The sequence below is a fragment of the Saccharopolyspora cebuensis genome (genome assembly GCF_039542665.1).
Taxonomy (GTDB): domain Bacteria; phylum Actinomycetota; class Actinomycetes; order Mycobacteriales; family Pseudonocardiaceae; genus Saccharopolyspora; species Saccharopolyspora cebuensis.
Genome location: NZ_BAABII010000020.1, coordinates 118,820 through 130,979, shown reverse-complemented (window position 1 = coordinate 130,979; position 12,160 = coordinate 118,820). Strand labels below are relative to the sequence as shown.

Sequence of the window (12,160 nt, the reverse complement as noted above, 5' to 3'; positions counted from 1 at the left end):
GCCGCCAGGGGTTACTCTGGACGGCATGACAGCCGCGTTGGAGTCCGTGCTGGCACGAGCCGGATTAAGGGTCACCGCCAACGAATTCCTCTCGTTGGTCGAGGACGCCGCGAAGAAGCTCACCTCGCCCCAGGCGGACCCGGCCGCGCACTTCAGCGACTCCGAGCAGGCTGCACTGGCCGACGTCGGGCTCGACCTGGCGCCGCTGGGACCGTCCGAGGGCGATCCCCGGGCGCGCACCGTCGCCGAGCAGGCCGTGCTGCGCGACACCGCGCTGTCGGTGAACCAGGCGGCCGAACGGCTCGGGGTCGACAGCAGCCGCATCCGGCACCGGATCGGCGAGCGCAGGCTGATCGGCTGGAAGGACCGGGGTGGCTGGCGGCTGCCCGCGTGGCAGTTCACCGAGCACGACGCCCTGCCCGGGCTCGAAGCGGTGCTCGCCGCGATGCCGCTGGACCAGCCCGCGCTCGTGCTGGCCAACTTCATGACCACCCCGCAGGAGGACCTGGAGGTCGAGGACCACCCGGTCAGCCCGCGCGAGTGGCTGCTGGCCGGTGGCGACCCCGGGCGCGCGGCGCAGCTCGCCTCGACCATCGGCACGCCCGCCTGAGCGCTCCCCGCCCGACCGGACCCCGAACACCTGGACCTTCATGGCTCGGCTCCCCCAGCCGCCTGCGCCCGCAGTGCTGCAAGCGATGCTCCGGCGCACCGAGGACGTCATCGCGGTGCCCGCCGGGAGCCGGCTGGTGCGCGTCTACACCTCCGGCGGCAACCACCCGCAGCAGTGGGACTCGTTCCGCTACGCGGGGCCGTTACCGCACGCCCGGTTCGACCCGCACCTGCCCAACAACCAGGGCGGTCCCACGGTCACCCGGGAGCACGGCGTGCTGTACTTCTCGCTGTCCGTGCGGACCTGCATCGCCGAGGTGTTCCAGGCCACCTCCACAGTGGACCGGCGCACCCGGAGCCCGCAGCTCGTCCTGTTCCGGCCTCGTCGGACGCTCCGGCTGCTCGACCTGTCCGGGCTCTGGCCGACCAGGGCCGGGGCCTCGCAGGCGATCAGCAGCGGGCCGAAGGAGCGCACCCAAGCGTGGGCGCGGACGATCCGCGCCGCCTACCCGGAACTCGACGGGTTGTGGTACCGGTCCTCGATGGACGCGGGCAACCCGTCGCTGTGCCTGTGGGACCCGCCCGCGGCGACGGCGCTGCCGGACTCGCCCGACGTGCTGCTCCCGCTGAGCCACCCCGGGCTCGACGTGCCGCTGGGCCGGGTGTGCAAGGAGCTCAGCTACACCATGCTGGACTGAGGACCGCTCCCGGAACCCGCCACCGGGCGCGCCGGGACCTCCGCTCGGTGGGTCGGTCGCTGGAACGACCCGCAGGAACGACCCGCAGGAACGACGAGGTGCCCGGGGTTCGGCTGAACCCCGGGCACCGTCGCGGTCGGATCAGGAGTTCTCGGGACGGGTCTCCGCCGACTGCTGCTTGGCGTCCTTCTTCGACTTCGACAGGCTCGCCCACGTGGTGATCGCCAGCGTCACCACGATGAAGCCCAGCGACATCCAGTTCGTGATCTCCATCCACTCCGGCACCAGGTGGTACTCGTGGAACGCGTGGAGGATCAGCTTGAAGCCGATGAAGGCCAGGATGACCGCCAGCCCCACGGACAGGTAGACGAGCTTGTCGACCAGGCCGCCGAGCAGGAAGTAGAGCTGCCGCAGACCCATCAGGGCGAACGCGTTGGCCGCGAACACCAGGAACGGGTCCTGGGTGATGCCGAAGATCGCCGGGATCGAGTCGACCGCGAACAGCAGGTCCGCGCTGCCGATCGCGATGATCACGATGAACATCGGGGTCAGCCAGCGCTTCCCGTCGATCTTCACCGACATCTTGGCTTCGTGGTAGTCGTCGGTCACCGGGAACAGCTTGCGCACCTGGCGGACGACCGCGTTCTCCTTGTACTCCTCGTCCTCGTCCTTCTTGCGGACCATGCTGATCGCGGTCCAGAGCAGGAAGGCACCGAAGATGAAGAAGATCCAGACGAAGCGCTCGATCAGCGCCGCGCCCAGGAAGATGAACACCGCGCGCATCGCCAGGGCGATCAGGATGCCGATCAGCAGCACGCGGTGCTGGTGGATCGACGGCACCGCGAAGCTGGACATGATCACCATGAAGATGAACAGGTTGTCCACGCTCAGGGAGTACTCGGTGATGTAACCGGTGAAGTACTCGATCGCGAAGTGCGCATCACCGAAGATCCACACCCCGATGCCGAACAGCACCGCGCACGCCACGTAGAAGGTGACCCACTTGGCGGCTTCGCCGGTGGTCACCTCGTGCGGCTTGCGGTCGACGATCACCAGGTCCAGCAAGAGCAGGACGGCCAGTCCGCCGAGCGTGGCGGCCCACACCCACCACGGAACGTCGAGCCGGTCCACCGCTCCCTGGGCGAGGAGCGTCACATCGGCACCCATTCATCACCTCCGGTTCAGGGCATGCGCCGAGGACCGGAGGTCTCTTCCATCGACGCGCGTCGACCGGCGGCACCGGGCTTGACCTGGCAAGTTCCGTGATGACGATGCCGCCGCGAAGGAATACTCCCCTCCACCTCGTCAAGATTGTCCTCGATCCGCCCAGCCGAACACCAGCGGGGGTGAGCAGGGGTACGCGACATCACGTCGCACCGGCGGCGCCGGCCCCGTCCGGTCCGCACCCGCCGCGACCGGGGACGATGCGGATCACCGTCGCGCCGAGATCCGGCGACCTCTACGATCGGGGCCGCCGGTGCGCCGGCACCGCACTCGGGGATGCGGCACGAGACCGCGGATTGCTGTTTGGTCTCTGGTTCATAGCGTCTTGTCTTCGCTCCTCCCAGGAGAGAACTGGTGCCGCCGAATTCCCCTACTGTCGTGGGCGTGTCCGCCCCTCCTCGCCGTCGTCGCAAGAGCCTGCTGCTGATCTCGTTGGCGCTGATCGCCACCGTGGTCCTCGGCGCGTTCCTGTGGTCCGACGAGCAGGAGCCCGAGGCCGGACCCCCGCCGCCGCGCGAGGCGCTGCTGGACGTGCTGGACGGACCCGGCGGCACCGAGCGGACCCAGATCGACGTCACCCTCCACGCCCCCGCCGACACCCCGGCCCCGGCGATCCTGCTGGCGCACGGCTTCGGCGGTGACAAGCGCAGCACCGCCGCGCAGGCCCGGGAACTGGTCTCCCGGGGCTTCAGCGTGCTCACCTACTCGTCCCGGGGCTTCGGCCGCAGCACGGGCGAGATCGCGCTGAACCAGCCGGAGTACGAGGTGGCCGACGCCCGGCAGCTGCTCGACTGGCTGGCCCGCCAGCCCGAGGTGCTGCGCGACGGTGACGGCGATCCGCGGGTCGGGGTGACCGGCAACTCCTACGGCGGGGCGCTGAGCCTGCTGCTCGCGGGCGCCGATCCGCGCGTCGACGCCATCGCACCGGTGAACACCTACAACGACCTGCACCAGGCACTGCTGCCCAACGGCGCCACTCCGCAGACGCCGCGGGCGAGCACCCCGGCGCGCGGCACCGGGGCACCGCGCGGGGTGTTCAAGGAGGCGTGGGCCGGACTGCTGTTCGCCTCCGGCGGGCCGCCCGCCGCACCCCCGGCCGCCGGGTCGCTGCCCTCGGACGGTCCGGGCCTCCGGCGCGACCCCGGCGATTCCCCGCTGACCTGCGGGAATTTCACCGAGGAGGTGTGCGCGGCCTACACCGAGGTGGCCCGCACCGGCCGGGCCGGGCCGGCGACCCTGGCGCTGCTCGAAGACGTCTCCCCGCGCAGCGTCACCTCCCGCATCACGGTGCCGACGCTGCTGGTGCAGGGCGCGCGGGACTCCCTGTTCGGCTTGGAGCAGGCCGACGCCAACGCCCGGCAGATCACCGCGGCGGGCGGCGAGGTCAAGGTCGTCTGGTACGCGGGCGGCCACGACGGCGCCCCGCCCGGACCCCGGCAGCGCGACCAGGTGGCCGACTGGTTCGCCCACCACCTCGGCGGCGTGCCGCCGGTTCCCGACCCCGGCACCGGCTTCGAGTACGACGTCGCCGGAAGGCCCCAGCGCGACGGCGAGATCCCCGTGCGCACCGTGGTCGCCGAGGACTACCCGGGGCTCGACGGCGGACGCGCCCCGCGCTTCGGGCTGCAGCTGCACGGCAGGCCGGCCCCGGTGATCAACCCGCCCGGCGGGAGCCCGGCCGCGACCAGTTCGCTGCCGGGGGCCGGGGCGGTGCAGGACGCCGCGGGCAGCCTCGGTCAACGGCTGGCCCGGGACTTACCGCGGCAGGTCGCGGTGTTCCGCACCGAGCCGGTGTCCGAGCAGCTCATGGTCTCGGGGGTGCCGCGCACCCGGCTGTCGGTGGCCTCCGTGCCCGGTCAGCCCAGCACCGGTGAGGCGGTGCTGTTCACCAAGCTCTACGACGTCGCCCCCGACGGCGGCCGGACCCTGATCGGCAACGCCGTCTCGCCGCTGCGGGTCACCGGGCTGCCGCCGGACGGGACGCCCGTCGAGGTGTCCGCGGCGCTGCCCGGCGTGGTGCACCCGCTGGAGAGCGGACACCGCCTGGAACTGGCCGTCGCCACGACGGACCAGGCCTACGCGGTGCCGAAGGAACCTGCGGTGCACCGGATCGGCCTGGCCGGCGCGCAGGAGCTGTCCGTGCCGTCGGTGCGCGGCACCACCTCCAGCGCCGCCCCGGTGCCCGCCGCACCGCTGATCGGCATCGGCGCGTTGGCGCTGATCGCCCTGTCGGCGTGGGTGGTCAACCTGATCCGGCGGCGCAGCGGCCACGACGTCGACCCGCTGCTGCAGGACACCCCGCTGGTGATCAGCGACCTGGCGAAGTCCTACCCCGACAAGCCCGCCGCGGTGCGGGACCTGTCGATGCGCGCCGAGCGCGGCCGGATCGTCGGCCTGCTCGGCCCCAACGGGGCGGGCAAGACGACCACCCTGCGGATGCTGCTCGGCCTGCTGCGCCCCACCGCCGGGCAGATCCGGGTGTTCGGGCACCGCGTCGTGCCCGGCGCACCGGTGCTGTCCCGGATCGGCTCGCTGGTGGAGTCGCCCGGGTTCCTGCCGCACCTGTCCGGCATCGACAACCTGCGCGCGTACTGGGCCTCGACCGGCAGACCGGTGCTGCAGGCGCGGTTCGACGAGGTGCTGCGGATCGCCGGGCTCGGTGACGCCGCGCAGCGCCGGGTGCGCGGCTACAGCCAGGGGATGCGGCAGCGGCTGGCGATCGCCCAGGCGATGCTCGGCATGCCGGACCTGCTGGTGCTCGACGAACCGACGAACGGCCTGGACCCGCCGCAGATCCACCGGATGCGCGAAATCCTGCGCCGCTACGCCGCCACCGGCCGCACCGTGCTGATCTCCAGCCACCTGCTCGCCGAGGTGGAGCAGACCTGCTCCCACGTCGTCGTGGTGCGCGACGGCGAGGTCGTCGCCAGCGGCGCGGTGGAGGAGATCATGGCGGCCGGCGGCGAGGCGACCTTCCGGGTGGACGATCCGGAGGTGGCCGAGATCGCCCTGCAAGGCGTGGAGGGCATCGGCGAGGTCATCACCGAGGGCGACGCGGTGCACGTCGACCTGGGCGGCAACCCGATCCCGGTGGCGGTGAACCTGCTGGTCGCCGCGGGCGTCGAGGTCCACCAGGCCGGACCCCGGCGCCGCCTGGAGGACGCCTTCCTGCAACTGGTCGGTGAGGAGACCCGGTGAGCGAGCGTTCCGAGGGGACCGCGCTGGTCCCCTCCCCGCACACCCAGCCGGTGCAGCCCGACGGCAGCGTCGTCGGCTACCGGCCGCAGCACACCCTGCCGCTGCGTGTCGAACTGGCCCGCCAGCTCAGCAGGCGGCGGACCCGGCTGGCGCTGGCGTTCCTGGTGCTGCTGCCGGTGCTCCTGCTGGCCGCGTTCGAGATCGGCGAGCAGGACTCCGGAGGGCGCGGGCCGACGCTGGCCGAGATGGCGACCGGCAGCGGGCTCAACTTCGCCGTGTTCACCCTGTACGCCTCGACCGGGTTCCTGCTGGCCGTGGTGGTGGCGCTGTTCTTCGGCGACTCGGTGGCCAGCGAGGCGTCGTGGTCGAGCCTGAAGTACCTGCTGGCCGCACCCGTCCCGCGCGGTCGGGTGCTCCGGCAGAAGGCGGTGGTGGCGGCGCTGCTGTCCCTGGTCGGGCTCGTGCTGCTGACCGGGACCGCGCTGCTGGCCGGGGTGCTGTGGTACGGCGCGGGCGACCTGGTGACCCCGACCGGCGAAGCGCTGCCCTTCCCCACCGGGCTGGCGGCGCTGGGCATCGCCACCGGGTACCTGGCGGTGCACCTGACCTGGATCGCCGGGCTCGCCCTGTGGCTCAGCGCCAGCACCGACGCACCGCTGGGCGCGGTCGGCGGCGCGGTGCTGGTGTCGATCCTGTCCCAGATCCTCGACCAGATCCCCGCGCTCGGCGACGCGCGCGCCTACCTGCCCACGCACTACGCCCGGGCCTACTCCGACGTGCTCGCCGAGGACCCGGACTGGTCGGCGATGACCTGGGGCGCCTTCGCCGCGCTGGTCTACGCCGCCGTCTTCCTCGTGCTGGCGGCGCGGCGGTTCCACCGCAAGGACATCATCAGCTAGCGCGGGCCGGGATCACTCGATCCCGGCCGCGTCCATGCCGCGGATCTCGCGCTTGAGGTCCTGGATCTCGTCGCGCAGCCGGGCGGCCAGCTCGAACTGCAGCTCGCGGGCCGCGCTCATCATCTGCTCGTCGAGCTGCTGCACCAGGTCGGCCAGCTCCGCGCGCGGCATCGACTTGATGTCCCGGTCCTCCAGCAGACCGGACCCGGCCACGGCTTCCCCGCTGGGCTTCTTGCCGCGCGAGGTGTTGCGCCCGGAACCGCCCACGGCCACCGACTCCTCGGTGTCCTCGGATTCGGCGTAGACCCGGTCGAGGATGTCGGCGATCTTCTTGCGCAGCGGCTGCGGGTCGATGCCGTGCTCGGTGTTGTAGGCGATCTGCTTGTCCCGGCGCCGGTTGGTCTCGTCGATGGCGTACTGCATCGAGTCGGTGACCCGGTCGGCGTACATGTGGACCTGGCCGGAGACGTTGCGCGCCGCGCGGCCGATGGTCTGCACCAGGCTGGTGCCCGACCGCAGGAAGCCCTCCTTGTCGGCGTCGAGGATCGACACCAGCGACACCTCGGGCAGGTCGAGTCCCTCGCGCAGCAGGTTGATCCCGACGAGCACGTCGTACTCGCCGAGCCGGAGCTGGCGCAGCAGCTCGACCCGGCGCAGGGTGTCCACCTCCGAATGCAGGTAGCGCACCCGGATGCCCAGTTCGAGCAGGTAGTCGGTGAGGTCCTCGGCCATCTTCTTGGTCAGCGTGGTGACCAGCACCCGCTCGTCGCGCTCGGCGCGCTGGCGCACCTCGTGCACCAGGTCGTCGATCTGCCCCTCGGTGGGCTTGACGACCACCTCCGGGTCGACCAGGCCGGTCGGCCGGATGACCTGCTCGACGAACTCCCCGCCGGCCTGGCCGATCTCGTACGGCCCGGGCGTCGCCGACAGGTAGACGCTCTGCCCGATCCGGTCGCTGAACTCCTCGAAGGTCAGCGGGCGGTTGTCCATCGCGCTGGGCAGCCGGAACCCGTGGTCGACCAGCGTGCGCTTGCGCGAGGCGTCGCCCTCGAACATCCCGCCGATCTGCGGGACCGTCACGTGCGACTCGTCGATGATCAGCAGGAAATCGTCCGGGAAGTAGTCCAGCAACGTGGCCGGTGCCGAACCGGCCGCGCGGTCGTCGATGTGCCGCGAGTAGTTCTCGATGCCCGAGCAGAACCCGACCTGGCGCATCATCTCGACGTCGTACTGGGTGCGCATCCGCAACCGCTGCGCCTCCAGCAGGCGGTTCTGCTTCTCCAGCTCGCCGAGCCGCTCCTCCAGCTCGCCCTCGATCGCGCGGATCGCCTTCTCCATCCGCTCCGGCCCCGCGACGTAGTGCGTGGCCGGGAAGATCCGCAGGTCCGAGACCTCCCGGACGATCTCACCGGTGAGCGGGTGCAGGTAGTGGAGGCGGTCGATCTCGTCGCCGAAGAACTCCACCCGCACGGCGAGCTCCTCGTACGCCGGGATGATCTCCACGGTGTCGCCCCGGACCCGGAAGGTGCCGCGGGCGAAGGAGATGTCGTTGCGGGAGTACTGCACGTCGACCAGCGCCCGCAGGAACACGTCGCGGTCGATCTCACCGCCGACCTCGAGCTGGATCGAGCGGTCCAGGTACGACTGCGGGGTGCCCAGGCCGTAGATGCACGACACCGACGACACCACCACGCAGTCCCGGCGGCTGAGCAGGTTCGACGTCGCGGAGTGGCGCAACCGCTCGACGTCCTCGTTGATCGAGGAGTCCTTCTCGATGTAGGTGTCGGTCTGCGGGACGTAGGCCTCGGGCTGGTAGTAGTCGTAGTAGCTGACGAAGTACTCGACCGCGTTCTCCGGGAAGAACCCGCGCAGCTCGTTGGCCATCTGGGCGGCGAGCGTCTTGTTCGGTTCCAGCACGAGGGTGGGCCGCTGCACGCGCTCGATCAGCCACGCGGTGCTCGCCGACTTGCCGGTACCGGTGGCGCCGAGCAGCACGACGTCCTTCTCGCCCGCGTTGATCCGCCGCTCCAGCTCCTCGATCGCCTGCGGCTGGTCGCCGGCCGGCGAGTAGTCGCTGACCATGCGGAACTCGCCGCCGGCGCGCGGGATGTCGCTGACCGGGCGGAACTCGGAGCGGGCCAGCACGGGGTGCTCAGTCGCGAATGCCACGCCCACCAGCGTACGAGCCCGCACCGACAGCGCGCCGCCCTCGGCCCACCGCCGGGCTCCGCGCCCCGCTCCCGGATGGCGGGAATCACACCCCGCCCGCCCGCGGCCGGGGGCGCGGGTGGCGGCCGCCACCCCGGTCCGGATGCCTCCCCCGGGTGCGCCACCGCCCTGACCGCAGAACTGCTTTCAGAATGGTGTGCGTGGCGGTGCCGGTTGACGGCCCCACCGCAAAGCGGCTCCGCCGCTTTCCGAAAGGACCCCTTAGAGTGGCGCGATGAGCACGCAGCGCGACATCGCCGACCGGCTCGGCCTGCCCGTCCACCCGCCGAAGGTGGAGGTGTTCGACCTCGTCGCGGGCACCAACACCGACCCGAAGCAGCACGTCCGCGCGGTGGACCGCTACCGGCTGACCGGCACCGGGCTCTACCTCGCCCGGCGGATGCCCGGCCACCCCGACCTGGCCGCGCTGGAATCCTGGTTGCTGCCCGAGGTCGGCCTGCGCGTCACGCGCTGGTACCACCACCCCGGCAAGGAGCGGGAGCTGGACTTCTACCTCGACGTGGTCGACGTCGACACCGGCCCCGAGCGCTGGTCGTCGCGCGACCTGTACCTGGACGTCGAGGTCCTCGACGGGCGCCGCGCCGACCTGCTCGACGTCGACGAGTTCGTCACCGCGGTCGGCGCCGGACTGCTCGACGAGGCCACCGCGGCCCGCGCGATGCGCACCGCCTGCGCCGCCGTCGAAGGGCTCGCCGCCCGCGGCTACCGCTTCGCGGACTGGCTGGCCGCCCGCGGCGTCGAGCTCACCTGGCAGGGACCGCCCGCCGACCTCGGCTGAGCCGCGAACCGGGACTTCCGCCCCTTCCCGGCCGCACCCACCGCGGGGAGCGTGTGACGCGCGGCACGCGGAGAGGAGCGCCGAACCATGTCCACCCCACCACCGCCACCGGTCCAGGAGCGCCGGAACGGTTTCGGCATCACCGCGCTGGTCCTCGGCGTGGTCGGACTGCTGTTCTCGTTCATCCCGATCATCGGCGTCATCGCCTGGCCGCTGGTGATCCTCGGGCTGATCTTCGGCGGGCTCGGGCTGAACCGGGCGCGCAAGGGCCGGGCGGACAAGGGACTGCCGATCGCGGGCCTGGCCACCTCGCTCGTCGGGCTGCTGATCTGCATCCTGTACGCGGTGGTGTTCAGCCAGGCCGCGTCGCACTACGCCGAGAACCCGCCGCCCGAGTTCACCGAGCAGGCCTACTTCGACCAGGCGCGCAGCTACGGCGTGCGGGGTTCCGACGCCGAGTTGCGGGAGTTCGGCTGCGCGCTGCGCGGCACCGGCGGCGATCCCGGGCGGATCGACGAGCTCGGCGCCGACCGCGGCCTGTCCCCGCCGGAGTCCGGCCACGTCTACGGCATGGCCTTCGCCCTGCCCTGCGACGGTTGATCACCCGATCGGCGAGCTGCCGCATTCGTTATGGAAGCGTAGGGATGACGCGGTGGCGAATTCCCGATGACGCGAGTAGGCAAGCTCGTGACCTGCGGGTTTCATTCACTCAGACGGCCCAACGTGGTCAAAAAGTTATGTGAAAAGCAGGTGCCGAGGATTCTGCCGCAGCGGCATTTCACGTTACTGTCTGCGCCGTGAGCGCGGCGTACTCCACTCAATTGGCTGAAGTGATCGACGTCTTCAGTTCGCAGCGCAGGCATCCCTCCGGCGCTGTCCACCAGCTCGACGCGTGCCACGTCGAGCGGTGGGGACTGGCCTTGCGGGGGCCGACCGCCGACACCGAGGACGCCGCCTCCGAGGTGACCTGGCTGCTGCCCGACCTCGGCCTGCGGCTGACCAAGCTCCGCCCCCGGCGCAGGCACTCGCGGCCGGGCCCGACGCGGCTCACCGCCACCCGGATCGAGCACGACACCCGCTCCTGGATGAGCACGGACCTGCTGCTCGGCCTGGAGATCGACGACCGGGCCCCCGCCCGCATCGCCCAGTACGAGGAGTTCGCCGCCGCGGTCTCCAGCGGGCTGATCCGGCTCAGCGAAGCCGATTTCGCGCTCCGCACGGTGCACCGCACGCTGGAGGAGATCAGCCTGCACCGCGACATCAACCAGTGGCTCGCGCACCGGGGAATCTTCGACATGTGGTGACCGGCCCGGTGCGGGCGCCGCTCCCGCCCCACCGTTCATGGGCGCCTCAGGGCCGCCAGCCGGTGCGCTCGGCCCACTCCCGCGCCCGGGGCAGCGCCGCGGCGGACCACCGCTCCTGCTCGTCCCGCCGGACGGCGCGGAACTCGTCGCGGGCCGCCGCGTCGGCGCTCAGCCACGCCGGGAGCAGCAGGGCCGCCCACCACTCCGGCGAATCCACCACCCGGACGCACGCGGTGGCCGGACGTCCGGGGTCGGCGCTGCGGTGCTCGTCCGAACCCGGCCGCACCACCGGGAACCCGGCCTCGGCCAGCGGATCGGCCAGCGCCGCGACGTCGTCCGCCGACCGCACCGCGACCTGGAGGTCGAGGACGTCGGCCGCCGCCAGCCCGGGGACCGCGGTGGGGCCGGTGTGGTCGACGCGGACCGCGCGCTCCCCGGCGGCCCGGGACAACCGGGCGGCCAGCCGCCGCGCCTGCCGGGGCCACGTCGGGTCGGGCGGGACCGGGCGGGACGGCTGCCCGGCGGGCCGCCGGTCCCGGACGTCGCGCTCGAAGGGCACCAGCCGATCGCTCCACAGCTCGTCGACCCGCGCCGCCAGCTCCTCGACCGGCCCGCTGTTGTCCAGCAGGACGTCGGCGGCCTCGGCCCGCTGCTCGTCGGTGGCCTGGGCGCGGATCCGGGCGAGCGCGTCCGGCTCGGCCACGCCGCGGTCGGCGAGCCGCCGCAACCGCGCCGGGACGGGCGCGTCGACGATGACGACCAGGTGGTAGTTCGCGGCGTAACCGGCTTCCACCAGCAGCGGGATGTCGTGCACGACGATCGCGTCCGCCGGGGCCTCGGCCATCCGCTGCGCGGTCAGCGCCCCGATCCTGGGGTGGGTGATGGCGTTGAGGTCGGCGCGGGCCCCGTCGTCGGCGAACGCCCGGGCCGCCAGCGCGGCGCGGTCCAGCGCGCCGTCGGCGTCCAGGATCCCGGCGCCGAACCGCTCGACCAGCGCGGCGAGCCCGTCGGTCCCGGGCCGCACCACCTCGCGGGCGAGCTGGTCGGCGTCGACGAGCACCGCACCGCGCTCGACGAGGCGCCGGGCGACGGTGGACTTCCCCGATCCGATGCCTCCGCTGAGGCCCACGCGCAACACGCGGCTCATCCTGCCAGCCGCCACCGCCCGCGGGGAACGCTCGGGCGCACGACAACGGCCCCGCACCTCGGTGAAGTGCGGGG

Annotated in this window: 10 protein-coding genes; 7 read left to right on the top strand and 3 right to left on the bottom strand. The window is 72.3% G+C overall.

Annotation, left to right across the window (positions count from 1 at the left end; all coding sequences use genetic code 11):
• Positions 1-25 precede the first annotated feature (25 nt).
• Together ABD976_RS27265 and ABD976_RS27260 are read left to right on the top strand one after the other, a co-directional pair.
• Positions 26-610 (top strand): DNA-binding protein, encoded by a 585-nt coding sequence (locus tag ABD976_RS27265; protein ID WP_345367948.1) that lies wholly within the window; start codon positions 26-28, stop codon positions 608-610.
• Between the two features lie 40 nt (positions 611-650).
• Entirely contained in the window at positions 651-1,307 is a 657-nt protein-coding gene (locus ABD976_RS27260) for an RES family NAD+ phosphorylase (protein ID WP_345367947.1), read from the top strand.
• A 141-nt stretch (positions 1,308-1,448) separates the two neighbouring features.
• On the opposite strand, the gene ABD976_RS27255 is transcribed toward ABD976_RS27260, so the two are convergent.
• Positions 1,449-2,474, bottom strand: coding sequence for a TerC family protein (locus ABD976_RS27255; protein ID WP_345367946.1), 1,026 nt, complete (start codon positions 2,472-2,474; stop codon positions 1,449-1,451).
• A gap of 441 nt (positions 2,475-2,915) precedes the next feature.
• On the opposite strand from ABD976_RS27255, the gene ABD976_RS27250 reads away from it, so the two are divergent.
• Both ABD976_RS27250 and ABD976_RS27245 read left to right on the top strand, forming a co-directional pair.
• Positions 2,916-5,729, top strand: coding sequence for an alpha/beta fold hydrolase (locus tag ABD976_RS27250; RefSeq protein WP_345367945.1), 2,814 nt, complete (start codon positions 2,916-2,918; stop codon positions 5,727-5,729).
• Positions 5,726-6,628 (top strand): ABC transporter permease, encoded by a 903-nt coding sequence (locus ABD976_RS27245; RefSeq protein WP_345367943.1) that lies wholly within the window; start codon positions 5,726-5,728, stop codon positions 6,626-6,628. Before ABD976_RS27250 ends, ABD976_RS27245 begins: the two co-directional genes overlap by 4 nt.
• Positions 6,629-6,640: 12 nt before the next feature.
• On the opposite strand, the gene uvrB is transcribed toward ABD976_RS27245, so the two are convergent.
• Positions 6,641-8,797, bottom strand: a complete 2,157-nt coding sequence (uvrB, locus tag ABD976_RS27240) for an excinuclease ABC subunit UvrB (protein WP_345367942.1) — start codon at positions 8,795-8,797, stop codon at positions 6,641-6,643.
• Positions 8,798-9,071: 274 nt separating this feature from the next.
• Between uvrB and ABD976_RS27235 the strand changes: the two genes are divergently transcribed.
• The 3 genes from ABD976_RS27235 to ABD976_RS27225 all read left to right on the top strand — a co-directional run bounded on the left by ABD976_RS27235 (position 9,072) and on the right by ABD976_RS27225 (position 10,939).
• The gene (locus tag ABD976_RS27235; protein ID WP_345367941.1) at positions 9,072-9,635 is read left to right on the top strand and encodes a DUF402 domain-containing protein; all 564 of its coding nucleotides are present in this window, start codon (positions 9,072-9,074) and stop codon (positions 9,633-9,635) included.
• 87 nt (positions 9,636-9,722) lie between these two features.
• Positions 9,723-10,235 (top strand): hypothetical protein, encoded by a 513-nt coding sequence (locus ABD976_RS27230; RefSeq protein WP_345367940.1) that lies wholly within the window; start codon positions 9,723-9,725, stop codon positions 10,233-10,235.
• Positions 10,236-10,432: 197 nt separating this feature from the next.
• A complete protein-coding gene (locus ABD976_RS27225) occupies positions 10,433-10,939 on the top strand; it encodes a hypothetical protein (protein WP_345367939.1) in 507 nt (168 codons plus the stop codon).
• A 46-nt stretch (positions 10,940-10,985) separates the two neighbouring features.
• Here the strand turns inward: ABD976_RS27225 and coaE are convergent, their stop codons facing one another.
• Positions 10,986-12,077, bottom strand: a complete 1,092-nt coding sequence (gene coaE / locus ABD976_RS27220; protein ID WP_345367938.1) for a dephospho-CoA kinase — start codon at positions 12,075-12,077, stop codon at positions 10,986-10,988.
• Positions 12,078-12,160 lie beyond the last annotated feature (83 nt).